This is a genomic window from Dyadobacter sp. CY327 (genome assembly GCF_021390415.1).
In the GTDB taxonomy this organism is placed as follows: domain Bacteria; phylum Bacteroidota; class Bacteroidia; order Cytophagales; family Spirosomataceae; genus Dyadobacter; species Dyadobacter chenhuakuii.
In genome coordinates, this window is record NZ_JAJUXJ010000008.1 from 371,351 (window position 1) to 396,236 (window position 24,886).

A 24,886-nucleotide genomic window follows, 5' to 3' on the forward strand; every position below is an offset into this window, starting at 1 on the left:
GAAAAACATTTAACTCACCGTTCGCTCAATTAAGTGGGCTAACCGGTTATGCTGAAATTATATTCGTAGGATGGCTCAAAACGGCCGTCCTTTTTTCGTTTCTTACGTGTGTTCTCACTTACGTTTACTCCCTTCGTGATTATGAAAAAGACTTCTGCTTTTGCGATCTTTTTATCCCTTTTTATTCCAATCCTTTTTAACAGTTGCTCTTCTCTTAATGAAATTCGCGTTGCCGGGACCAACTTTACAGATGAGATCAGCCAATCCCAAAATCTGATTTTTACATTCAACAAAGACATTGTCGCCGAAAGCGAGCTCAATGATTGGGATTCCACACAATATGTACAATTCGAACCGGCGGTGCGCGGCAAATTCAAATGGTCTGCGCCTAATGAGCTCGTTTTCTCGCCTGTTGCTGGATTTGGAGCCGCTACAAAATACACCGCCAAACTCACCGATCAGCTGACGGAGAAGGTTGATAAAGACAAAAAATTATCCGTTTCAAAAGAGCCGCTCGACTTCCATACGCCTTATCTTCAATTGGTTGAAACAGAAAGCTGGTGGGCACTTTCGCAGGAAAGCGGCAAGCAGGAAGCCAGATTAAGGTTGATTTTCAACTATCCGGTAAGCAGCCAGAATGTCGCTGAAAAACTGAAAGTATCGCTCGCAGATAAGTCTTTGGATTACAGAATATTGCCGGTAACGAACGAACATTCGGTTACGCTCGCCATCAGCGACGCTGGTAAGACAGACAACAACCCCATTCCTGTTAACATCGCCATTGAAAAGGGCCTGAAAGTCCAGAATACTTCTTATATAAGCCAGGAAACAATCAGCAAAAGCGCAAGCCTGCCTTCGCCGCTTCATCTCGAAATTGTGAACATTAAAACCGGTTTTGAAAACAATTCCGGATACGCCCGCATTATTACGACCCAGGAACTGGATAAGGAAAGCATTGCAAATGGCTTCAAGCTAAGCCCGGAAATTCAGGTTCAAACGGAACCGACAGAAAACGGCTTCATCATACGTGGTGAATTTAACGAGACAGAAACTTATAATTTACTGATTAATAAGACACTGAAAGGTGTTTTGGGCGCATTTCTGGGCGATGAAACATCCAAGGATCTGTTTTTCGGGAAAATGCCTGCGTCCATTGCTTTTGCGAACAAAAAAGCACTTTATATGACGCCTAAGGGCTCCAAAAACCTGGGCGTTCAGATCGTGAACATTCCCAAAGTGCAGGTGAAAGTTTCCAAATTATACGCCAATAACATCCTGAGTTACGTCCGTAACAACCGCTGGAACGAATACGGCTATTCGGGCGACGAATGGGTGGAAACCGGCGCCTTTAATTACAGCGACGACCGGGATAATGAGCTGAGTGACATCATTGTTGACAAAACCGTTGAAACCGAAAATCTGCCGAAAAGCAAAGGAATTTCAGCATTGAATGTGGCCCTGCCCGAAGATAATCAGCGCAAAGGCGTATATCTGGTTTCGGTCAATTCAAAAGATGAAGCCTATCTGGGTGCAACAAAGCTTGTTTCCATTTCCGACATTGGCTTGATCGCGAAACAGGGCAAAGACGAAATGTGGATTTTTGCCAATTCCATTAAAACAAATGAGCCGCTCGGCGATATAGAAATCACGCTCATCAGTTCAAATAATCAGACTGTCCACACCGCAAACACCGACGGCGACGGCATTTTGCACATTGAAAAACTCAGCGAAAAAGCGCCGGGATTCAAAATCGCCATGTTAACTGCGACTTTCAAGGAGGATTTTAACTATCTGATCTTAAAGGATACGCAAGTGGAAACCTCGCGATTTGAAGTGGAAGGTTTGCGGGATAATGCCTCTGGTTTACAAGCTTTTATTTACGGACAAAGAGACATTTATCGCCCGGGTGAAACCATGCATTTCAACACGGTTATCCGAACAAAAAAATGGGATAGCGCCAAAGAAATTCCCCTCAAACTACGCATGGTGACGCCTAATGGGCGTGAATATCGCACCTGGCGTAAAAATACAAATGCTCAGGGCGCCGTAGCAATTGAAGTGCCTGTTGATGCGGCCGGGCTTACCGGAACATATGTGCTGGAAGTTTACAATGGTAACGACATTCTGCTTGCCTCGCATGCTGTTAGCGTGGAAGAGTTCATGCCGGACCGGATCAAAGTGGATTTGAGCGGCGCAGCGAAGGAATATGTGTCGGGTAGCAATGTATCATTGACCGCAACTGCAACCAACTTATTTGGGCCACCAGCCAGCAACCGCACGTACCAGATGGACGCGCAGTTCAAAAGAAAAGGCTTTTCCGCGGCTGCTTTCCCCGAATTTGTGTTTGACATTCCAGGCGAAACAGCGTTTGAAAAACAGAGCCGCCAGGGTGTTACCAACGAGCAGGGACAAGCCACCGAAAGTTTCCCGATAGCCGCCGGCCTGAAAGACATTGGCGTGCTGGAAGGAAAAATATTCGTGACCGTTTTTGACGAAAATGGTCGCCCGGTCAATCGTTTACAGCGGTTTGATGTTTTCACGCAGCCAACATTCTACGGAATCCGCCTTCCGGACGCCTATGTAGGGACCAATGCGCCGGTTCCTGTTGAAATAGTCGGTGTAAATAATAAAGGTGTTTTGAAAAAAAGCGCTGCCAAGATCGAGATTGTTCGCCTTGAATATCAAACCGTTGTTGAAAAAAGATATGATGTGCTGCAATACACTTCCCGGAAAAGTGAAAAGACGGTGTATGCTACAACATTAGAACTCAAAAACGGAAAAGGAAGCATTCAATATGTTCCCACGATCTCGGGAGAATATGAGGTTCGGGTGCGTCGCCCAGGCGCAGAACATTATACACTGGCTCATTTCTACGCATACGGCTACGGTTACACGCAATATTCTTCATTTGAAGTAAGTAATGAAGGCCGCGTGCTGATGGAAACTGATAAGCAAAATTATAAGGTTGGAGAGTCGGCTAAGGTTTTGTTCAAAACACCTTTTGACGGAACGCTGCTGGTTACAGTCGAACGCAATAATGTACTTGAACAGCATATTTTGAAAACGGAGAAAAAGGCTGCGGAATTGACATTCAAGCTGAAAGAAGAGCATTTACCCAATGTTTTTATCACCGCCACATTAATCCGCCCGTTCGACACCACGGACATGCCCCTCACCGTAGCGCACGGATTCACTCCTATCTTGGTCGAAGACCCGGACCGAAAACTGCCTGTTGCTATAACGGCCATTGAAAAATCGAGATCCAAGACAAAACAACAAATCACGATCAAAACCGCACCGAATGCGCAGGTAACGCTGTCCGTTGTAGATGAAGGCATTTTGCAGATCAAAAACTCCAAAACGCCCGACATTCACGGCCATTTTTACCAGAAATGTGCTCTGGAAGTGACCACGCACGATTTATATGCGCAGCTATTTCCGGAACCGACTATAAGCGGCTCTTCGAGCTTTGGTGGTGATGGTTATGATCTGGAAAGAAGGATTAATCCTTTGAGCAATGGCCGGACAGAACTGGTTTCATTTTGGAGCGGCATATTAACCGCAAATAGCAGCGGCGAAGTCAATTTCGACGTCGATCTGCCACAATTCAGCGGCGATCTTAGGATTATGGCCGTGGCTTATAAAGACAACGCCTTTGGTTCGGCAACGAAAAACATGAAAGTCGCCGATCCTGTGGTGATCAGCGCAGGTTTACCCAGATTTTTAAGTCCCGGCGATGAATTAACCTTGCCTGTCAACATTAGTAACACTGAAAGCAAAGCGGCAAATGCCACCGTTTCCGTTCAACTAAATGGCCCGCTGACATCAGGAGCAGTTCCTTTGACTCAAAAAATGACGATCCTGCCTGGAAAAGAAGCACGTGCTATCTTCTCGGTGAAAGCGCTTCAATCAATCGGATTGGCGAACATTACGGTAAAGGTTGCCGCATTTGGCGAGACTTTTACCAATCAAACCAACATTACAGTCCGGCCCGCGTCGCCGCTTCTGAAATCGAGTAACTCAGGGCAGATTGCAGCCGGGAAATCAGGATTGATCAATCTTGCCTCCACCTTCATTCCTTCTACCAGCAGAAGTCAGATCGTTTTGAGCCGGTCGCCATTGGTGCAGGGCGGCGGAAAAGCGCTTTCAACATTGCTCGGTTATCCTTATGGCTGCCTGGAACAGACCGTTTCCAAAGCATTTCCTCAGATTTATTTTGCTGATCTCACCAAAGCAATGGCCGCGCCGGTCTACACCGTGAAAAGTGGCGCGAGCGATTTCAATCCCATGACCAATGTGCAACAGGCGATCCGCAAAGTGGAGTCGCTGCAACTATTTAATGGCGGAATGACAATGTGGCCGGGTTCGACGCAGGAAGACTGGTGGGCAACCGCATATGCAGCCCATTTCCTCGAAGAAGCGCGGCGTGCAGGCTTTGAAATCAATACGAAAACCCTCAGCCGTGCATTAGATTACCTCAAAACGCAAACAGGAAACACGGCAAACAAAGAAGTCATAACCGCAAGCACCGGAAATAGCTTGAATTATGGAAGTGAGCCATCGTCCGGATCTCAATCCAGGAAAACGTTGGTGCGTAGAGAAGCCATTTATTCGCTTTATATCCTGGCGCTGAACAGTCAGCCTAACCGGGCTTCCATGAATTATTACAAGCAAAACCCACATTTGCTGACTTTGGATTCCAAATATTTGCTTGCAGCCGCGTTTCAGCTAGCAGGTGATACAAGAAGTTTTAATGCGCTATTGCCCAAAAAGTATGTACCTGAAAACGGCACACAAGGCTTTGATAACAGCTATTCTTCGCCATTGCGGAACATGTCATTGGTTTTGAACACACTTATAGAGTCTGATCCAGATAATATGCAAATCCCTGTTTTGGCCCGCCAGCTATCCAAAACAGTTCAATCGGCCGCATATCTGAATACACAGGAAGCAGCATTCTCCGTTCTGGCATTAGGAAAACTGGCTAAAAAGACCGCAGGATCAACGGTTACTGCGACCGTTTCAGCCAATGGAAAGAATGTGGGTACATTTACGGGCAAAGAGCTTAAAATCGCAAAAGGAATTGACAACCAGAAGGTTTCGATCCAAACGCAGGGCTCAGGCGATTTGTATTGGTTTTCGCAATCTGAGGGCATGTCCGCTACAGGCACATACACGGAGGAAGATCAGGGATTAAGCATTCGCAAGCAGTTCCTTACCCGTGACGGCGCACCTGCTAATACATTCAAACAGAATGATTTGGTCATCGTAAAGCTAACATTAACCAGCACAAACGGGCTGCCGATTGATAACATTGTAATAACTGATATGTTACCATCCGGCTTTGAAATCGAAAACCCAAGAATTACGGAACCGCGGGATATGCCATGGATCAAAAATGCTTCAAGCCCTGAATATCTGGACATTCGCGACGACCGCATTCACTTTTTCACCACTGCCAACAATACGGCCAAGACATTCTATTACCAGGTTCGCATTGTTTCCAAAGGCACATTTACCGTAGGACCAGCTGCCGCTGACGCGATGTATCAGGGCGAATATCGCAGCTATTCGGGTGGTGGAAAAATTAAGGTTGAGTAATTAAAAATAAAAGAAACGAAGAATCAAACCACCGGCGATGGCTCCAAAAACGGGGCCGGCCACCGGAACCCAGCCATAAGACCAATCGGAACTGCCTTTATTAGGAATGGGCAGAATGGCATGCGCAATCCTTGGTCCCAGATCCCTTACCGGATTAATGGCATAACCTGTGGTGCCGCCTAGCGACAAACCAATGCTCCAAACCAGCATTCCCACTAAATAAGGCGCAAAACCCGAAGGGATTCCACCTTTTTCAGGATCCGAAGTGCCGGCATAACCAATGGCCACAATGCCCACGATTAGAATGACAGTCGCAATAAATTCACTTAGAAAGTTAGCACCACACGACCGGATAGCCGGACCCGTGGCAAAACAGGCCAGTTTAGAACCCTGATCCTCAGTTGCTTTCCAGTGTGGCAAATATTGAAGCCAAACCAGCACCGCACCCAAAAACGCGCCGATCAATTGTGCCGGTATGTAACTTGCAAGCAAGCTGTAATCCTGACGCAGGAACGCAAATCCAATGGTCACGGCGGGATTCAAATGTGCTGCCGCGCTGCCAAAAGCATTGGCCGTAAAAACCCCGATCATTACTGCAAATCCCCAGCCTGCGGTAATCACAATCCAACCCGCATTTTCTCCCTTGGTTTGTTTGAGAACGACATTGGCGACGACCCCGTTACCTAATAAAATAAGGACCATTGTTCCGATTAGTTCTCCAAGAAAGGGTGAAGGCTGCATGAGTTACAAATAAGGTTGGATCGGCGAATATGCGAATTGTTTCATAATTTCTGACATCAATACCAAAAAGAATATTTCCTGCATTTTTTACCAATTTTCGACGCCGTTTTCTACTAACTTTGCCTGATAATCAATTTTTGTATTGAAAATCATGTCATTAAACCAACTTACGGCTATCTCTCCCGTCGACGGCCGTTATTACAAGCAAGTATCCGAGCTATCTGCTTATTTCTCCGAATATGCCCTAATTTATTACAGAGTTTATGTGGAGATCGAATACTTTATCGCTCTTTGTGAAATTCCATTGCCACAGTTAGCGGAGTTTGACAAGAAACATTATGCTTCCCTGCGCAAGATTTATGAGGATTTTAGTGAGGATGATGCGCTGCATATCAAAGACATAGAAAAAGTTACCAACCACGACGTTAAGGCCGTTGAATATTTTATAAAGGAACAATTCGAGAAACTCGGCATCGAGTCATGCCAGGAATTTATCCACTTCGGGCTTACATCGCAGGATATCAACAACACAGCCATCCCGCTTTCCCTTAAAGACGCGCTCGAACGTCAGATCAAGCCACTGTTCCGTCAGGTTCTTTTTGTATTGAAAAGAATGTCGATCGAGTGGAAAAATGTGCCGATGCTGGCATTCACGCACGGGCAACCGGCCTCCCCTACACGCGTAGGAAAGGAGTTTCTGGTTTTTGTGGAAAGGCTGGAACGTCAGCTGGAAATGCTGGACAAAATTCCGCATTCGGCCAAATTCGGCGGAGCCACTGGAAACTTCAACGCACATCACGTGGCTTATCCGAAACAGGATTGGATGGCTTTTGCCAACCACTTTGTAGAAGGTTTGGGATTAAAAAGAAGCCGCCACACCACCCAAATCGAACATTACGATAACCTCGCCGCCACATTCGACTGCCTGAAAAGACTGAACACAATCCTGACCGACTTGAACCGGGATATGTGGACGTACATTTCAATGGGTTATTTCAAACAGAAAATCAAAGCAGGCGAAGTAGGTTCCTCTGCCATGCCACATAAAGTTAACCCGATCGATTTCGAAAATTCAGAAGGAAACCTGGGATTAGCAACCGCATTATTTGAGCATTTCGCTGCAAAATTGCCCGTTTCCCGCCTGCAACGCGATCTTACGGATTCAACTGTCTTGAGAAATATTGGCGTGCCGTTGGCGCATTTGGCCATCGCATTGAACTCGTTGATGAAAGGCTTGGGCAAAGTTGAGCTGAACGGAGAAATCCTGAAAGCCGAACTGGAAGACAACTGGGCAGTAGTTTCGGAAGCGATCCAAACCATCCTGCGCCGCGAAAGCTATCCAAAACCTTACGAGGCATTGAAAGAGCTAACCAGAACAAACGAAAAAATCACCCATGACTCCATTTCCCGCTTCATCGAGACATTGGATGTTTCGGAGAAGATCAGGGAAGAGTTAAGGGCGTTATCGCCGTTTAATTATCTGGGTGTTGTAGAGGACACGCATTAAAAATCGCGCAGCGAATAATATTCAGGCCTTACGGTATAATGTTTGTCGGCCTGTAACAAAATCGCGGAGCGATGTAATATTGGTAGAAATAATCGTTGCACAAACAAAATAATCCCGGAGGGATGTAACAGCCAGTTAGTTGTTACATCCCTCCGGGATTATTTATTTTCAAATATGATTTCCTGCTACCGATGTTATGTCCCGCTGGGACTTTGTTATCACCTGCTGGACTAGCCACACTTCGAAGACCCGCAATCCTTGCAAGTCAAGCAGCCTTCCTGATACAGCAAATTCGTTGAATTACAATTCTGGCATTTCTGCTTTTTTGCTTCCGTTCCGTCCGGAATGTATTGTTTCAATGCACGTGCAACGCCGTTTTTCCAGGTGTTGATGGATTCGTCCAGTTGCAGGCTGCTGATCAGGTCTACGACTTTTTCGATCTGCATTCCGTGACGTAATGTGCTGGAAATCAATTTCGCATAATTCCAGTATTCGGGATTGAATTTATACGAGAGCCCTTCAATAGTGGTTTTATAGCCACGCGTATTTTTATATTGAAAATCGTAACGCGAACTGCCGTCTGCTTCTCGATTCTTAATAATTACGCCTTCATTCACCCATCTTGGCAAAAGGATCCCATCTTCATCATCGGCAAGACCGGTGAAAATTTCATAAGGCTGGTTATCGATCAAGCCTACAAATGCAATCCATTTGTCTTTTTTGTTTTGGAAACGAACAACATCAGCTTCCAGAATTTGTGGTCTGGTCGTTGGGAAAGGCACATTACCGGCAACAGTTTCCTCCTTTTTCTCTGTATTGGCAATCAAAACGCCGGATCTTGAACCGTCGCGGTAAACTGTAACTCCTTTGCAGCCAGCCTTCCAGGCTTCCATATAACATTCGCCTACCAGCTCTTCGGTCACGTCATTAGGCATGTTAATGGTTACGCTGATAGAATGGTCCACCCATTTCTGGATAGCGCCCTGCATTTTTACCTTTTTCAAATAATCCACATCATTGGACGTGGCTTTGTAGTAAGGCGATTTTTTAACAAGATCATCCAGCTCTTTCTGCGCATAATTTTTGCTGATATCATGGCCATTGATCTCCATCCATTCCTTGAAACGATGGTGGAAAACGACATATTCTTCCCAAGAATCGCCAACTTCATCCACAAAGTCCACACGAACGTCCTTATCGCCCGGATTAACTTTTCTTCTTCTCTTATAAACGGGCAGGAAAACCGGCTCGATGCCCGACGTCGTCTGAGACATCAAACTCGTTGTTCCCGTTGGCGCAATGGTAAGCATAGCAATGTTACGACGGCCATACTCAAGCATTTCGTAATAAAGCTGCGCATCAGCTTCTTTCAGCCTCAGAATGAATGGATTATTCTTTTCTCTTTCTGAATCAAAAATGGAAAATGCGCCTCTTTCTTTGGCCGTCTTTACAGACCCACGGTAGGCTTCAAGTGCAACGGTTTTATGTATTTCGACTGCAAATTCGGTTCCTTCGTCACTTCCGTAACGCAGGCCCAGCGCGGCCAGCATATCGCCTTCTGCGGTAATGCCGATTCCTGTTCTTCTGCCTTCTCTTGCTTTGGTTTGAATGTTCAGCCAAAGGTTGCGCTCCACTCTTTTAACCTCTTCGTCCTCCGGATCCTCATCGATTTTGTGAAGAATTGCATCCACCTTTTCCAGTTCGAGGTCGATAATGTCGTCCATCATGCGCTGCGCGGCTGCAACATGTTTTTTGAACAAATCCCAATTGAATGATGCCTCGGTCGTAAAAGGTTTGTCCACATAAGAGAACAAATTTATCGCCAGCAGGCGGCAGGAATCGTAAGGACATAATGGAATTTCGCCGCAAGGATTGGTAGAAACCGTTTCATAACCCAAATCAGCATAGCAATCGGGCACAGATTCGCGAATGATCGTATCCCAGAACAAAATCCCGGGCTCGGCCGATTGCCAGGCATTATGCACAATTTTTTTCCACAAAGCCGTCGCATCAATGTCCTTAATGTGCGTTGGCGTTGTGCTTTTGATCGGATATTGTTGCTTGTAAGTTTCGCCGGATTCGACAGCGCGCATAAATTCATCGTCAATGCGGACCGAAACATTGGCGCCGGTTACTTTGCCCTGCTCCAATTTTGCATTAATGAAATCCTCAGAATCCGGATGCCTGATTGCCACCGACAGCATTAATGCCCCTCTGCGACCGTCCTGAGCCACTTCTCTCGTCGAATTCGAGAAGCGTTCCATAAAGGGCACAATGCCCGTGGAGGTAAGCGCAGAATTTTTAACAGGCGATCCTTTCGGACGAATGTGCGACAAGTCATGGCCAACACCGCCGCGCCTTTTCATCAACTGAACCTGCTCCTGATCAATCTTCATAATGCCGCCGTAAGAATCCGACGCACCATTGTTACCAATCACAAAACAGTTTGACAAGGATGCAATCTGATAAGGATTGCCAATGCCCGTCATCGGACTTCCCTGCGGAATAATGTATTTGAAATCTTTGATCAGATCAAAAACCTCGTCTTCACTTAATGGATTCGGGTAAATGGCCTCTATCCTTGCAATTTCCTTCGCAATGCGTCGGTGCATGTCGTCGGGCGTGGCTTCGTATATGGCGCCGTATGAATCTTTGAGCGCATACTTATTAACCCAAACGCGCGCCGCCAGATCGTCTCCTTTAAAGTATTGAAGCGAAGCCTGATACGCCTCATCTGTCGTATAGGTCTGTTGTGTTTGTGTGGTTTTGGTAGATTCCATATCGCTTATATATCAAGAACATTGAATAAAAATCAAGTATTAAAAGTAACTCTTTTCTCGCTTGCATCTTCAAAATTTGTTCACTTTATTAACTTAATGTTAAACAAATGTTTACAAACTTTTTTTGTAACATTCTGAAAATTAGCAATATGAACAATCCTCGTTAAGAAAAAGTTTGCAACTTTTATTTAACATCTTTTTTTACAAAAAATATTTACATAAAAAAACCGGCTTCAATTGAAGCCGGAAATTTTGAATTACCATGGCGAAATTTTGTCTTAACTCTTCACTACTGCTTAAAGTCGGCTAACAGATCTTTCAACTTAGTTCTTTGTGGTGAGTTCAAAGCGGAGGCGTTTCCGTCTTTTAGTACTCAATTATATGAAGCAAATATAGAATTATAATTTAGACCAAATATAAATAATTAAGAAAAATTACTTTTCCATTCTTGAAACAATTCCTCGGACTTTTATTATTGTATCTTGAAAACTTGCACAAACCGTCCCGATCCTAGACCCCTATCCTATTGAAAAAGTTAGTCACTAATCTTACCTTCTGGGTTCTCACCGCCATAACGACCGGTGCCTTAATGGGACATTATTTTCCGGAGCAGGCCGTGCAAATGGAGATTCTCGGAAAGGGATTTATTTCCATTGTCAAAGTATTTATCAACCCCATCATTTTCCTGACCATTACATTGGGGATCATTGGAATGGGTGATTTGAAAAAAGTTGGGAAAGTAGGTGCTAAGGCGCTGATTTACTTCGAAGTGGTAACGACGCTTGCGCTGATCGTGGGTGTTGTGGTGGCCAATGTGATCCGGCCCGGAGATGGCGTCGTAACCAGCAGTTTGCAGAAAGGCGACGCGTCTGCTTATACCAGTAAAGTGCAGGATTTCAGTTGGTTGCAATTTTTTCTGGATAATGTTACGCTTCAAGTCCTGCTGTTCTCATTGGTTTTGGGAACTGTTTTAAGTAAATATTCGGGTAAAGAAAAAGTCACGGAATGGCTTACTTTTTTGTCCAAATACGTTTTCCGCGCCTTGCACCTGGTGATGATCTTCGCCCCCATCGGCGCTTTCGGCGGAATGGCTTATACGATCGGAAAATATGGGATTGATACATTATTGCCGCTTGCCAAGCTCATGGGGACGGTTTATGCCACGATGGCCGTCTTTATTTTTGGCGTTCTGGGGCTGGTGATGCGAACTTACAAGATCAGTCTCTGGTCTTATTTGAAATACATTCGGGAAGAATTGCTGATTGTGCTCGGCACGTCTTCCTCGGAAGCCGGTTTGCCCTCCTTAATGGTCAAATTAGAAAGAATGGGCTGTTCCAAACCAGTTGTAGGGCTGGTCGTCCCGGCGGGTTATTCCTTCAATCTCGACGGAACAACGATTTATCTTTCCATGGCGACGATCTTCCTCGCGCAGGTTTTCGATGTGCATCTCACATTTGGGCAGATCTTGTCATTGATCGGCATCCTGATGGTCACCTCCAAAGGCGCTGCGGGCGTTACGGGAAGCGGCTTTGTGGTACTAGCGTCCACATTAACCGCCATTAAAGTGATTCCTGTCGAAGGCCTGGCGCTGCTCCTGGGTGTCGACCGCTTCATGTCCGAAGCCCGCGCCATCACGAATTTCATCGGAAACGGCGTCGCCACAATCTGGCTCGCCAACAACGAAAAAGAATTCGACCGCAGCAAAATGGAATACGCCTTCGCGAATGTTAACGAAACAGAAAACGTTATTACCGATAATTTGACCGATACAACGCAACGGAAGGATTCGGTTTAGAAAATTGCAATTCAGATTTAACTTTGAAAATTCAGTAACAAGCTTTTTACAAAATGACAACGGATAATATTGAGATACTGACCCGGGGACAAAGGGGTTTTATAGGAGAAGAATTTGATTTGAAAAAATGGGAGGATGTCGAGCCTTTTTTCGAGAATCTGAAAAACAGGGAGATCAATTCTGCGGAGGATTTGCAGCAATGGTTTCTGGACCGCAGTGAAATAGAATCCTATTTATCGGAAAACTTTGCATGGCGCTACATCAGGCAGACCTGCGACACGGCTAACACAAGCCTGATTAACGCATTGCAGTTTTTCATCACCGAAATCCAACCCAAACTGGCAGAGTATGGAAATGCTTTGGACAAAAAAGTGGTCGACAGCCCTTATCTGGGAGAATTAACAGAGCCTGGATTTGAAATTACAGTTCGTGGCATGAAAAAGGCCATCGAAATTTTCCGCGACGAGAACATTCCGCTGATCACCGAGATGCAGACCGAAGAGCGCCGTTACGGAGCTATTGCCGGCGCTATGACGGTGACCCTGGACGGTGAAGAAATGACTTTGCAAAAGGCCGCCGACCGTCTTCAATCCACAGACCGGAACATTCGCGAAGAAGCCTGGCGCGCCATCAGCGGCAGACGCTATGACGACCACGAACAGATGGACGAGCTACTGGGTAAGCTGGTAACATTGCGTGATCAGGTTGGTAAAAATGCGGGTTTTGCTAATTACCGCGATTATATGTTCGCTGCCATGGGCCGGTTTGATTATACGCCGGAGGATTGCTTCAATTTCCACGGCTCGGTGAAAAAAGCAGTCGTTCCTATGCTCGATGAAATGGCCGCGAATAGAAAAGAAGCCCTGAAAGTAGATGCGCTTCGTCCGTGGGATACAAAAGTGGATCCGCAGGGACTGGCGCCATTGAAACCGTTCGCAACAGGTGAGGAATTGCTGAATAAAACGATCCGCTGCTTTTCCAGGCTGGACCCGTTCCTGGGCAATTGCCTGACCACGATGAAGAACATGAAGCATCTTGATCTGGAATCCAGGAAAGGAAAAGCGCCGGGCGGCTACAATTATCCGCTGGACGAGATTGGCGTTCCGTTTATTTTCATGAATGCGACTTCCAATTTGCGTGATATGGTAACATTGCTGCACGAAGGCGGCCATGCGGTGCATTCGCTGGTGACGCGGAATTTAAAGCTCAATTCATTCAAACATACGCCTTCCGAAGTGGCTGAGCTGGCTTCTATGTCGATGGAGCTGATCACGATGGATTACTGGGATGAGTTTTTCGAAAATGAAAACGATTTGAAACGAGCGAAAATCCAGCATTTGGAATCCATTCTGGAAACACTCCCGTGGGTGGCGACGGTGGATAAATTCCAGCATTGGATGTACGAAAATCCGCAACATTCGGCTGCTGAACGTACAGATGCCTGGGTTCGCATTTATGAAGAATTTACGGATCACGTGATGGATTGGAGCGGTCTTGAGATTTATAAAAAATACCTTTGGCAGCGTCAGCTACACATTTACGAGGTGCCTTTCTATTATATCGAATATGGCATTGCGCAGTTGGGAGCGATCGGCGTTTGGAAAAATTACCGGCAGGATGCTGCAAAAGGCCTCCAAGGTTATCTGGATGCGTTGAAGTTGGGTTATACGGCAACAATCGGTGAGATATATGAAGCTGCCGGCATTCCATTCGACTTCTCGGAGCAGCATATCACTGATCTGATGCAATTTGTCCGCAACGAACTGGCCGAACTAAAAAAGTAACATTTCGTCCGGGCTGATTTGGTGGTTATGAAAATGACGGTTATTTTTGCCCATATTACTATGAACGATCAAAGAAATGAAATTCTATAAAATTGTTGCATTTGTTGCTTGTCTTGCGTTGCTTTCATCATGTGACTATCAGAAATACAATCACATTGAGCAAAAAGACCTGAATACTGGTAACGAATTGGTTTACGGCGTAAGCCCGGACTCATTGCCACGTCAAATGTCGTTGAAATATGAGGCTAAGCCAGAACTGGAAACGCGTGTAAACGATATCCGTGCTAAATTGTACAGCGGCACAACGAGTGCATTGGTTAAACAATAGTATATTTCTACCTATATAAGAAGATATCCTCATACAACTGGGGATATCTTTTTTTTGAAATCCTGTTTATAACATATTGAACAATTTCAATATAGGTTGCCGCATATAATCCTCCTGAAACCGTTCCATTGAATAACTGAGTTGTGACAATTGAACATTTTTAATTTACTTTACGTATTCGTGGCAGAAAAATACTTGTATTAATTACAAAAGGACAGGCAATTAAAAATACAAAAAAACATGAATATAGCATTGGTAACCGGCTCAGCCGGTCTGATTGGAAGTGAATCGGTTGCGTTTTTAGCGGATAAATTTGATCTGGTAATCGGTGTTGATAATAATTTAAGAGAATACTTTTTCGGCGCAGACGGAAATACAGAATGGAACCGCAACAGGATCCAGGACCAGTTTAATAACTACAAGCATTACGCTGCTGATATTCGTGAAGTTAGCCAGCTGGAACCCATATTTAAGGAATACGGAAACGACATTAAGCTGATCATTCACGCGGCCGCACAGCCAAGTCACGACTGGGCAGCAAAAGAGCCGTTTACAGATTTTGGTGTAAATGCGGTCGGAACGCTTAATATGCTGGAAATGACACGCTTGCATACACCAGAAGCTGTGTTTATTTTTACTTCTACTAATAAAGTTTATGGCGATAACCCCAATTATCTGCCATTGATCGAGCTGGAAACACGTTGGGAAATCGATCAAAACCATCCTTATTTCGAGAACGGGATTGACGAACAACACAGCATCGACCATACAAAACATTCAGTCTTTGGTGCTTCGAAAGTAGCTGCCGACATTATGGTTCAGGAATATGGCCGTTATTTTGGTATGAAAACGGCGGTTTTCCGTGGCGGTTGTCTTACCGGCCCAAACCACTCCGGCGCTCAGTTGCACGGGTTCCTCGCTTACCTGATGAAATGTGCTATTACCGGCAACCATTACACGATCTTTGGTTACAAAGGAAAGCAGGTTCGCGACAATATTCACAGCCATGACCTTGTGAACATGTTCTGGCATTTTTATCAGAACCCACGTCCGGGCGAAGTGTATAATGCAGGTGGCGGTCGTTTTGCAAATTGCTCTATGCTGGAAGCCATTGCATTGTGCGAGCAAATTACCGGAAACAAGCTATCCTATTCATACTCAGACACAAACAGGATCGGTGACCATATCTGGTATGTAAGTGATCTTTCTAAATTCAAGTCGCATTATCCAGGCTGGAACTGGGAATATGGCCTGACTGAGACACTTACCCAAATTCACGACGGTATTTCTTCAAGACTAGCAAAAACCGTTTAAAACTCTTTCCGAAGCCTCCGAACTTAACCTTTCGGAGGCTTTCAAATTCCTCCCCCATGCCAGAAAATTTTGTCATTATCATTCCTCAATTCAACGACTGGGAGGCGCTGAACCTGCTTATACAAAAGATTAACGCGGATTTGAACGCGTCGATCCTAAGAAACACCACGCTATTTATCGTTGACGACTGCTCCTCCAAAGAAAGAACACAGCCATTTGTGCATTTTGGAGGTAAAGAGATCAAAGTCCTGCGCTTATACCGCAATCTTGGACACCAGAAAGCGATCGCCATTGGCCTTTCTTACGTGGCGGAACACATTGCCGCGGATAAGGTTATCGTAATGGACGCGGATGGCGAAGATGCCCCAAGCGACATCAACTTGCTGGCTGAAAGATCATTACAAGAGCCTGGCAAGATCATTTTTGCGGAACGTAACAAGCGCACAGAGAATTTTCTATTCAGATCTTTCTATGTGATCTATAAAATGCTTTTCAAGTTGCTGACCGGAAAAGTAATCACATTTGGCAATTTCAGCCTTGTGCCACAAAACAGGTTGCAAAATCTCGTTCGGGTTTCGGAGATCTGGAATAATTATCCGGGCGGCGTTATCCGGTCAAGAATCCCTTACGATTCCGTGTTGACCAACCGTGCTAAAAGGCTGGCAGGAGAAAGTAAAATGAACTTCGTTTCGCTGGTTTTACATGGTTTAAGCGCCATTTCTGTACTGGTCGACACCACAGCAGTCCGCATTCTGATATTCTCGATTTTCATGTCGGGCATCGCGATTGCTTTTATCATCTTCATCATTTTTCTGAAACTCATTGGCAATGCAACACCTGGCTGGGCATCCACATTAGGGAGCACGCTTATGATCCTGATGTTGCAATCCTTCCTAATTTCGCTATTTTTGGTCTTTATGGTATTGCAATACCGTTCTCAACAACATTTTATTCCAGCGGTTCATTACCGCGATTTCGTTGAGAAAGTGGACACTTTCAGCTAGACCGCATGCTCACTTTTGACAATTCCCCGCCTGTATATTGGTTCATCGGATACGTGCTGGCGGCGTTTGTGGTCTTTTCGGGTTTTTATAAATCCATTTCAACCAAAATTTACCTCATATCAGCTATTATTCTGCTGATTTTCATGCGTTTACCAGTTATCGTTTTCAACCGGGAGCTCAATCCTGATGAAAGCCAGATGCTGAGCCACGCGATTACTTTATTCAAAGATCCCATTTACTGGCGATCGGTGGACGGCACCACAATCGGTCCGCTTGACAATTATTTGCTGGTTATCCCAAGGTTATTGAGCTTCGAGATCAACTACACATCCGGCCGGGTGATGGGCCTCATTTGTGCGGCGGGTGCGCTGGTAATGCTGTTCTATGCTCTTAAAAACTGGTTTGGAGCGTCTGTTGCCCGTAAAATCTCCCTGGTTCCGCTGCTGTTTCTGGCTTTTACACAGGAGATTGACTTCGTCCATTATTCCAGCGAACAGCTTCCCGTTCTCTTGCTTTCTGTTTGTGTCTGGTTACTTTCAAGAGCGACGCAAGGCCTTGGAAATGACAAGACTAACTTATATTTCCTTGGACTAGCCGCAGGTGCCGTCCCTTTTGCCAAGCTGCAAGCCGTTCCACAGGCACTGGTTCTTGCTGCGGCTGGTTTATGGGTTGGTTACCAATGTTTTAAAACAAAAAAGGAGTTTAAGCCGATTCTGTTTCTCTTGCTAGGAGGTCTTACATTTCCTATCCTGACACTCATTTGTACATTGATTTTCAATGTCTTTTCTGACCTGATTTTCTTCTATATTTTAGGAAATGTGATTTACGCAGGCGGAAAAGGATTTCTCGACATCCCAAGCCAGTTCATTACAATTTTCAGATTAAGCGCTGATTTCCAAATATTTACATTAGCATTGATCTTGCCGATATGCATTGCATTTTACCAGATATTTCGTAAACCAAGTATTGGCAAGATGAAGCCCATTATTCCTGTATCCATTCTATTGCTCTTGTTTTCAAGCATTTACGCGGTTACCAAGTCAGGTAATGATTTTATACATTATCTCAATTTCTGCATTATCCCCTGCACATTGCTGGCGGGTTATGGTTTATCTAAAATTGAAAAATGGTCGGTTGCCTTCCCTGTTATCGTTTTGCTCTGGTTTGCTTCCAATGACGCGTATCACTATGTTAAAGAGCGCCGGTTGAACGCTTTTAACTCTGTGGATGCAAGAACATTGGCGCAAAGTCCTGTTGTAATTGCTTTAAAAAAATATAGCAAACCCGACGATTACATGGCCGTATGGGGTTGGCAATGTGCTTATTATGTAGAAGCCCAATTATTACAGGCCACCGCAGAAAACCATTCCGAGCGTTCTATTTTCCTTCATCCGATGCAGGATAAATACAAGAGCCGCTATATGGCTGACATGGAACGTACTAAACCCGCCATTGTCCTGGATGCGGTGGGGAAAAACAGCATGTGGGTGCAAAACAAAAAAGCGCAGGGAATTGAGAGTTACCCTGCGCTTTTAGAATATGTTAAAGCTAATTACAAACTGATCGGTGACTTTGACGACACGCGCTTATATGTGCGCAACGACCGCCTATAATTGTGTCAAAACGTCTGTTGGCTGTGCGTTTTCGGCTTGAAGCAAGTCGTTTAATGTAGTTTGGTCCAATACGGCGAGGTTAGCGTCGCGCCATCTTTCCAGCACGGAGCGCAGGCTGCATGTTTCTTCATCCTTACAATCGTCGCAACGGCCATAAAAGAACATCGAAACACAAAGTGCCGGCGCAATCGGACCGTCGATGATCCGCAATACTTTTGAAAAATTGACCTCACCAGGCGGAATGCGCAGCAAATAGCCGCCTCCTTTTCCCTTTTGACTTTGTAAAACTCCGTTGTTACGCAAGTCAAGTAGTATCGCCTCCAAAAATTTCTTTGGAATCTTCTCTTTTTCAGCAATGTAGGAAATCAAGACCGGCCCTTTCCCGTATTGTTCTGCTAAAACTTTTAAGGCTTTAAGCGCGTATTTTGCTTTTTTAGAAATCATTTTTGCTCAAATGTACTTTTAGTCAATTTAGCATACAGGGCGAATCTTTTTCATCCCGGATTAACAGATGATCAGTTCTAAATATCGAACATTTCACCAAATATCCTGCTAAATGCAGAACATTAATTGGTTAAACAATAATTCCCTTGAAAATTCACGAAGAAATTGCAGTGTCTAAGTGCTAGTTTCTAGGCGGTTTCCCGCCGTTCAGCAAGCCTTGCATTCTTTCAAGCGTCTTCTTTTCTCCGCAAAGAGAAAGGAATGCTTCTCTTTCCAAATCGAGTAAATATTGTTCGGTAACATTCTGAGCATAACTCAAATCTCCGCCGTTGATCACATAAGCCAGTTTGTTGGCAATTTTAGCGTCGTGATCTGAAATATAATTGGCCAGTCGCATCTGCGCAATGCCCGCCATAAAGAGCGCAATTCCGGTTTTACCCTGGACTTTAATGTCATTTCGCTGCTTCGACTGCGTATAACCGTTATCCGCCAGATCCATCGCTGCTTGTTTCGCCTCCACAATAAGTCTTGAACGATTGAGCACGATCTGATCTTTATCCTGTAAATAATTCATCTCACGCGCTTCCTGTGCCGAGGTCGACACTTTCGCTTGCGCAATGTTCATGAATGCAGTTTGCAGAATGTTCAATTCCGTATCGCCTGCATGATACATATCCGAGCACCGAAGCGCCATTTCCTTCGTTCCGCCACCTGCGGGAATGATCCCGACGCCAAACTCTACTAGTCCGATGTAAGTTTCCGCATGTGCCACAACTTTGTCGGCATGTAAATTCAGCTCACAGCCACCGCCTAATGCCAGCGAATGTGGTGCGGTTACCACTGGAATCGCAGAATAACGTGCCCGCATCATGGTCTGCTGGAACTGTGCAATCACCATATTGATCTCATCGAATTCCTGCTCGATGGCAAACATAAACAGCATAGCCAGGTTCGCACCGGCGGAAAACGCCTCGGATGATTCGTTGCCGATCACCAATCCACGAAAGTCCTTTTCCGCCAAACTGATTCCTTTATTAATCCCTTCGATCACCTCAGAACCCATCGTGTTCATTTTTGACTTGAATTCCAGATTCAGGATTCCGTCGCCAATGTCATACAGATTCGCCCCGGCGTTTTTCCAGACAATGTTGTTTGAAAGATTGCTCAGAAGAATAAAGCTCTCCTGTCCAGGGATTTTTTTATAGATTTTTGAAACAATATCATAGTAAGAGCGCTTACCATTTTCAACCTTATAAAAAGATTCGTTTCCGGCTGCGATCATTTCATAAACCCATTCCGCAGGTTTCATATCCAGGCTTTCCATGATCGAAAGCATGTTTTTCACACCAATGGCATCCCAGGTTTCAAATGGCCCATATTGCCAGCCAAATCCTGCGGCAATGGCCTGATCAATCCGGAAAATTTCATCCGAGATCTCTGGAATCCGCAAGGATGCGTATCGGAAAATGTCAGCGAAGGTCTTTCTGTAAAATTCACCAGCCTTGTCCCTGCCGCCAACCAGCACGCCAAAACGTTTGGAAACGTCGCTAATGGCTTTGGTTCCTTCTAATGTTTCAAACTTAACTTTTTCAGAAGGCTTATATTCTAATGTGCTGAAATCCAGTGCAAGAATGACAGATTTGCCTTTCTCATCCTTTATTTTTTTATAAAAACCCTGTCCGGTTTTATCGCCTAACCATTTATTATCATACAATTTCTGCATGACCTCAGGCACCACAAATGCGTCCCTCGATTCATCTTTCCCCTCTCCGGAAGCATACAAATTGTTCGCGACATGAACGGTGGTATCCAATCCTACAACGTCCGAAAGCCGATATGTCCCTGACTTGGGCCGTCCTACAACCGGTCCTGTAAGCTTGTCGACTTCATCCACGCTCAGCCCCATTTCAGCAGCGACGCGAATGGTTTGGATTAATGCATAAATTCCCAGCCTGTTAGCAATGAAACCAGGCGTATCTTTTGCTAAAACAGTGGTTTTGCCCAGAAAAAGATCTCCGTAATGCATCAGGAAATCCACAATTTCCTGATCGGTTTCTGAGGTTGGGATTATTTCCAGTAATCGTAAATATCTGGGTGGATTAAAAAAGTGCGTTCCGCAGAAATGCTTGCGGAAATCTTCGCTGCGGCCTTCGGCCATCAGATGGATCGGGATTCCGGAGGTGTTGGAAGTTACAAGCGTCCCCGGCTTGCGCAGGGCATCCACTTTTTCGAAAATGCTTTTCTTAATATCGAGCCGTTCCACAACGACTTCCATCACCCAATCGTAATTTTTTATGTCAGCCAGGTTATCCTCAAAGTTTCCTGTTTTAACGCGTGAAGCAAAAGCCGGGCTGTAAAGAGGCGCCGGGGACGATTTTATGGCCTGCTGCAAGGCATCATTTACGATCCGGTTACGGAATGCCGGGTGTTCGCTGGTCATTCCTTTGGCCTTTTCAGCGTCATTAAGCTCCTTAGGGACGATGTCAAGCAACAACACTTCCACACCAATATTGGCAAAGTGGCAAGCAATGCGCGATCCCATAATGCCCGAGCCCAAAACGGCTACTTTACGAATTGAACGATTCATTATTTAAAGGTTTGGTTTAAAGCTCTTCTATTTCGCCGGCTTTGAGTTTTTGATTCTCCTCTTCTACCAGTTTGTTGATATCTTTAATTACATCGAAAAAAACGACCAGCTTATCCAGCGGAATCTTGTCCCTGATCATTGTATTGAATGAAATAACGCCTTCCCGCGCCAGTTCCCGTTTTTCTTTTCCTAAATCAGTCAGCACAATCCGCACAAACCGCTTGTCCTGCTCGCTGACCTCGCGCTTGATGAGTCCGCGTTCTTCCAGGTTTTTGAGCATCCGCACGAGGCTTCTGGGTTCCATGCCCAGCAACGGGGCTATTTTGGTTGCCGGCGTTCCGTTTTCAATGTCAATGTTGAGCAAAACATAGCCTACGGCCATAGTTGTATCAAAACGTGCGGCATAAGCATTGTACATTCTGGAAATCGAATGCCATGCCCATTTTATCTGGAAATCAATTGTTTTTTCCTTACGCATCCTTAAAAATTCTGAGTAGTGTCAGGAGTGCCCCTTCTCACAAATGTAAGAAATCAGCCCACTATTATGCAAGCATACTAATTTTAGTTTAAATAAAAAACGCATCGCCCGGAGCCGGACAATGCGTTCTTCAAAACCCTGTTAAAATCTATTTTTCAGCAATCAGCTTATCCATTAAGCCATTGAAATCGGTTACAAATTCATCGAAATAAGCGCCTGTTCCCTGGCCTGAAAAACCTGTATGGATCTCCCGAACCTTCCCTTTGCGGTCTATGAAAATGGTGGTGGGGTAAGACATTACCTTATTCAACATGGGCAATGCTTTTGCAGTCGCTTCGTCGGTGTTGGTTCCGGCCAAGAGGATCGGGTAATCGATTCCCATGCGCTCGATCATGCGTTTGATCTTTGGATTCGAAACTTTCGGATCGTCCGATCTTTCGAATGACAAGCCGATCACTTCCACACCGCGTTCTTTATTCTTTTGGTACCAGGGCGCTATGAAATTGGTTTCGTCCATACAATTCGGGCACCACGAGCCCATGATCTGAATGATCACAACCTTGTCTTTAAATCTCGGATCTTTTAGAGAAACCGGCTTGCCGTCTGAATCAGGGAATGTAAAATCAACCGTTTCGAAACCCGGCTTTAAGTAAGTAAGACTTGCCGCATCGGGCAGTTTCGCTTTATCATTAGGCTTGGCAGTAAAGCTCCGCAAGCTCTTCACACCCGACCACATCGAACCTTTCAGCGAGCCGTCGCTTTGAATAGCCGCTTTAAAAAGTTTGGCATTGGAGCCATCAAATGTGGATAAAAACAAACTATCGCCGTGCACATTGCCCGTAAGAAAGCGATAATCGCCCGTTGTGGTCAATATAGAGCCTTTTACATCCGTTCCACTTTGTGAAAAAGTCCCTACCGACTGCGTTGTGTCACCCGTAGCTTCCGTAATGAATGTTGCGTCCCACTTCCCGGCAACGGTTTTGGTACTTTTTGCTTCGCCGGGTTTGAAAAACTTATAATCTTTACCAAACTCTGCTTCAAAAGGGATCGAGCCGACCACTTTGCCTTTTGCATACCGGTAGTAAGTCCCTTTCAGCTTTTCTCCTTCCGCTTTTGCGATGATTTTCATGTCAAAAAGCTCCATCGGGATCACCAGCGAATCGTTCTGGAAGAACGCGGTGTCCATTTTTAGCCTTTCCGTGTCATTGATTACAACAACGGAATAAGTTTTCCCATCCGGGTTTTTAGATACATTCATAATAAACGGGATCCGGTTTGCCTCCCGGCTCAGCGTTGCGCGCCAGGTGCCTGTTTTCAGGTCCGTTTGAGCCGAAGAGTTGCAACTTATCAATGCAAATAAAATCAGGACAGTAGCAATCTGATTGAATAGTCTCATATACAGGGGATTGTTATTAAATTAACCAAAAGCTGCCGAAATTAAATCCTTTGCCGACAGCGATTCGTACGCTTGAAAATTGCTAAGTTTGTAACTGCCTCCTGGCAAGAATAAGTTCCTATTACGTTGCTTTTAACAAATGGATTTACAAAGTACATATCACGAGCCTGTCATGTTGTCCGAATGCCTGGAAGGGCTTAACATTCAACCGGAAGGTGTTTACGTGGATGTGACTTTTGGCGGCGGCGGCCATTCCCGCGCCATTCTGGAAAAATTAACAACGGGCAGGCTGCTCGTTTTCGATCAGGATCCTGATGCTGCTGCCAATGCTGCCGAATTTAAGGACGACAAGCGATTTACATTCATAGCGGCGAATTTCAGGCATTTGAAGCGTTACCTGAAACTGCATAAGGCCGAAAAAGTGGACGGAATCCTGGCCGATCTGGGCGTTTCTTCACACCAGATCAATACGCCTGAACGCGGTTTTTCCACGAGGTTTGATGCCGACCTGGATATGCGTATGAACCCTAACATTGAAAAAACAGCGCGGGAAGTTATCAATTCCAGGTCCAGCGCGGAATTGCAGCGGATTCTGGGCATGTATGGAGAGGTTACCAATGCCCGTACAGCCGCCGAAGCGATATTTACATCAAGACACAGCACGCCAATTGACACGATTGCGGAATTGAAAGGGATTTTACTCAAATATGCCCCTAAGCATCGTGAAAACAAGTATTTCGCTCAGGTGTTCCAGGCATTAAGGATCGAAGTCAACGATGAGCTGGCGGTTTTGGAAGAGTTTCTGACGCAGGTTCCGGAAGTGCTTAACCCTGGCGGACGACTGGTCGTCATGTCTTACCATTCGCTGGAAGATCGTTTGGTCAAAAATTTCATTTTAAAAGGAAAATTTGACGGAGAATTAGAAAAGGACTTCTACGGAAATGCGATTAGGCCCCTCAGCAGCGTTACCAGAAAGCCGGTAGAAGCAACTCCCGAGGAAGTTGCGGGAAATCCGCGGGCAAGGAGCGCAAAGCTCAGGATCGCAGAAAAAATATAATTTGTTTAAAATCCCCACTTGAGAGATGTCGGAAAATAAAAGAAGACCTAAGCCCATTCCGCCTAAGCCTCCAAAACCAGCGAAGCGCAAGCGGGAATATCATTTATTCAACTGGCTGAACAAGTTTTTACCGCTGGACAAAGTTTTCGGTGAAAAAGCGCCAGGTAAGGAAGAGCGGCTTCCGGTTAAATACTTCTACTATTTCGGCTGGATCGTCATCCTGCTCGTGGCTTACGAACGCATTGGTTTTCAATCGGAACAATATGTGCGGAATAGCATTAAGCTTAAAAAAGAAGTGGATGATCTCCGCGCTGAGTACACGTCCATTCATGCCGAATACATGAAGAGCGGATTGCAGTCTGTGATCATTGAAAAAGTAAAATCCGAAGGTCTCGAAGAAAACCTTACCCCTCCCAAAAAAATCATTATCAAGTCGGAAGAAGACGATTAGTCGATG

At 45.2% G+C, this 24,886-nt stretch carries 16 protein-coding genes; 10 read left to right on the forward strand and 6 right to left on the reverse strand.

What is annotated here, in order from left to right; genetic code table 11:
- Window positions 1-141 precede the first annotated feature (141 nt).
- Window positions 142-5,601 (forward strand): alpha-2-macroglobulin, encoded by a 5,460-nt coding sequence (locus LZG74_RS24530; protein WP_233799105.1) that lies wholly within the window; start codon window positions 142-144, stop codon window positions 5,599-5,601.
- On the opposite strand, the gene LZG74_RS24535 is transcribed toward LZG74_RS24530, so the two are convergent.
- Window positions 5,602-6,342 (reverse strand): MIP/aquaporin family protein, encoded by a 741-nt coding sequence (locus LZG74_RS24535; RefSeq protein WP_233799106.1) that lies wholly within the window; start codon window positions 6,340-6,342, stop codon window positions 5,602-5,604.
- Window positions 6,343-6,493: 151 nt separating this feature from the next.
- On the opposite strand from LZG74_RS24535, the gene purB reads away from it, so the two are divergent.
- A complete protein-coding gene (purB, locus tag LZG74_RS24540; protein ID WP_026631994.1) occupies window positions 6,494-7,849 on the forward strand; it encodes an adenylosuccinate lyase in 1,356 nt (451 codons plus the stop codon).
- A gap of 230 nt (window positions 7,850-8,079) precedes the next feature.
- Here the strand turns inward: purB and LZG74_RS24545 are convergent, their stop codons facing one another.
- Window positions 8,080-10,629 (reverse strand): adenosylcobalamin-dependent ribonucleoside-diphosphate reductase, encoded by a 2,550-nt coding sequence (locus LZG74_RS24545; RefSeq protein ID WP_233799107.1) that lies wholly within the window; start codon window positions 10,627-10,629, stop codon window positions 8,080-8,082.
- A gap of 526 nt (window positions 10,630-11,155) precedes the next feature.
- Between LZG74_RS24545 and LZG74_RS24550 the strand changes: the two genes are divergently transcribed.
- From LZG74_RS24550 to LZG74_RS24575, 6 genes are all read left to right on the forward strand, one after another.
- A complete protein-coding gene (locus LZG74_RS24550; protein ID WP_255699660.1) occupies window positions 11,156-12,424 on the forward strand; it encodes a cation:dicarboxylate symporter family transporter in 1,269 nt (422 codons plus the stop codon).
- Between the two features lie 53 nt (window positions 12,425-12,477).
- Window positions 12,478-14,208: a M3 family oligoendopeptidase gene (locus LZG74_RS24555; RefSeq protein ID WP_233799108.1), complete on the forward strand. Its 1,731-nt coding sequence runs from the start codon at window positions 12,478-12,480 to the stop codon at window positions 14,206-14,208.
- Window positions 14,209-14,284: 76 nt separating this feature from the next.
- The gene (locus LZG74_RS24560) at window positions 14,285-14,536 is read left to right on the forward strand and encodes a hypothetical protein (protein WP_233799109.1); all 252 of its coding nucleotides are present in this window, start codon (window positions 14,285-14,287) and stop codon (window positions 14,534-14,536) included.
- A gap of 240 nt (window positions 14,537-14,776) precedes the next feature.
- The gene (locus LZG74_RS24565) at window positions 14,777-15,850 is read left to right on the forward strand and encodes an NAD-dependent epimerase/dehydratase family protein (RefSeq protein ID WP_026631988.1); all 1,074 of its coding nucleotides are present in this window, start codon (window positions 14,777-14,779) and stop codon (window positions 15,848-15,850) included.
- Between the two features lie 56 nt (window positions 15,851-15,906).
- Window positions 15,907-16,854: a glycosyltransferase gene (locus LZG74_RS24570; protein WP_233799110.1), complete on the forward strand. Its 948-nt coding sequence runs from the start codon at window positions 15,907-15,909 to the stop codon at window positions 16,852-16,854.
- A gap of 5 nt (window positions 16,855-16,859) precedes the next feature.
- A complete protein-coding gene (locus LZG74_RS24575) occupies window positions 16,860-18,467 on the forward strand; it encodes a hypothetical protein (RefSeq protein ID WP_233799111.1) in 1,608 nt (535 codons plus the stop codon).
- Here LZG74_RS24575 and LZG74_RS24580 read toward each other — a convergent pair.
- From LZG74_RS24580 to LZG74_RS24595, 4 genes are all read right to left on the reverse strand, one after another.
- Window positions 18,462-18,911, reverse strand: coding sequence for an Rrf2 family transcriptional regulator (locus tag LZG74_RS24580; RefSeq protein WP_233799112.1), 450 nt, complete (start codon window positions 18,909-18,911; stop codon window positions 18,462-18,464). The genes LZG74_RS24575 and LZG74_RS24580 overlap by 6 nt on opposite strands.
- Before the next feature lie 181 nt (window positions 18,912-19,092).
- Complete coding sequence (locus tag LZG74_RS24585) at window positions 19,093-21,498, reverse strand: 3-hydroxyacyl-CoA dehydrogenase/enoyl-CoA hydratase family protein (protein WP_233799113.1); 2,406 nt, start codon at window positions 21,496-21,498, stop codon at window positions 19,093-19,095.
- 16 nt (window positions 21,499-21,514) lie between these two features.
- On the reverse strand, window positions 21,515-21,976 hold the full coding sequence (locus LZG74_RS24590; RefSeq protein WP_233799114.1) for a MarR family winged helix-turn-helix transcriptional regulator: 462 nt from the start codon (window positions 21,974-21,976) through the stop codon (window positions 21,515-21,517).
- A 148-nt stretch (window positions 21,977-22,124) separates the two neighbouring features.
- Window positions 22,125-23,372, reverse strand: a complete 1,248-nt coding sequence (locus LZG74_RS24595) for a peroxiredoxin (protein WP_233799115.1) — start codon at window positions 23,370-23,372, stop codon at window positions 22,125-22,127.
- 139 nt (window positions 23,373-23,511) lie between these two features.
- Here LZG74_RS24595 and rsmH point away from each other — a divergent pair, with 139 nt between their 5' ends.
- Both rsmH and LZG74_RS24605 read left to right on the forward strand, forming a co-directional pair.
- On the forward strand, window positions 23,512-24,429 hold the full coding sequence (gene rsmH / locus LZG74_RS24600) for a 16S rRNA (cytosine(1402)-N(4))-methyltransferase RsmH (RefSeq protein WP_233799116.1): 918 nt from the start codon (window positions 23,512-23,514) through the stop codon (window positions 24,427-24,429).
- Window positions 24,430-24,454: 25 nt separating this feature from the next.
- A complete protein-coding gene (locus tag LZG74_RS24605; RefSeq protein WP_026631980.1) occupies window positions 24,455-24,880 on the forward strand; it encodes an FtsL-like putative cell division protein in 426 nt (141 codons plus the stop codon).
- The last annotated feature ends 6 nt before the right edge of the window (window positions 24,881-24,886 follow it).

Bases quoted from the DNA above. Each gene is read 5' to 3' on its own strand.
- LZG74_RS24530 (WP_233799105.1), top strand. From the start codon at position 142: ATGAAAAAGACTTCTGCTTTTGCGATCTTTTTATCCCTTTTTATTCCA.
- LZG74_RS24535 (WP_233799106.1), bottom strand. From the start codon at position 6,342: ATGCAGCCTTCACCCTTTCTTGGAGAACTAATCGGAACAATGGTCCTT.
- purB (WP_026631994.1), top strand. From the start codon at position 6,494: ATGTCATTAAACCAACTTACGGCTATCTCTCCCGTCGACGGCCGTTAT.
- LZG74_RS24545 (WP_233799107.1), bottom strand. From the start codon at position 10,629: ATGGAATCTACCAAAACCACACAAACACAACAGACCTATACGACAGAT.
- LZG74_RS24555 (WP_233799108.1), top strand. From the start codon at position 12,478: ATGACAACGGATAATATTGAGATACTGACCCGGGGACAAAGGGGTTTT.
- LZG74_RS24560 (WP_233799109.1), top strand. From the start codon at position 14,285: ATGAAATTCTATAAAATTGTTGCATTTGTTGCTTGTCTTGCGTTGCTT.
- LZG74_RS24565 (WP_026631988.1), top strand. From the start codon at position 14,777: ATGAATATAGCATTGGTAACCGGCTCAGCCGGTCTGATTGGAAGTGAA.
- LZG74_RS24570 (WP_233799110.1), top strand. From the start codon at position 15,907: ATGCCAGAAAATTTTGTCATTATCATTCCTCAATTCAACGACTGGGAG.
- LZG74_RS24575 (WP_233799111.1), top strand. From the start codon at position 16,860: ATGCTCACTTTTGACAATTCCCCGCCTGTATATTGGTTCATCGGATAC.
- LZG74_RS24580 (WP_233799112.1), bottom strand. From the start codon at position 18,911: ATGATTTCTAAAAAAGCAAAATACGCGCTTAAAGCCTTAAAAGTTTTA.
- LZG74_RS24585 (WP_233799113.1), bottom strand. From the start codon at position 21,498: ATGAATCGTTCAATTCGTAAAGTAGCCGTTTTGGGCTCGGGCATTATG.
- LZG74_RS24590 (WP_233799114.1), bottom strand. From the start codon at position 21,976: ATGCGTAAGGAAAAAACAATTGATTTCCAGATAAAATGGGCATGGCAT.
- LZG74_RS24595 (WP_233799115.1), bottom strand. From the start codon at position 23,372: ATGAGACTATTCAATCAGATTGCTACTGTCCTGATTTTATTTGCATTG.
- rsmH (WP_233799116.1), top strand. From the start codon at position 23,512: ATGGATTTACAAAGTACATATCACGAGCCTGTCATGTTGTCCGAATGC.
- LZG74_RS24605 (WP_026631980.1), top strand. From the start codon at position 24,455: ATGTCGGAAAATAAAAGAAGACCTAAGCCCATTCCGCCTAAGCCTCCA.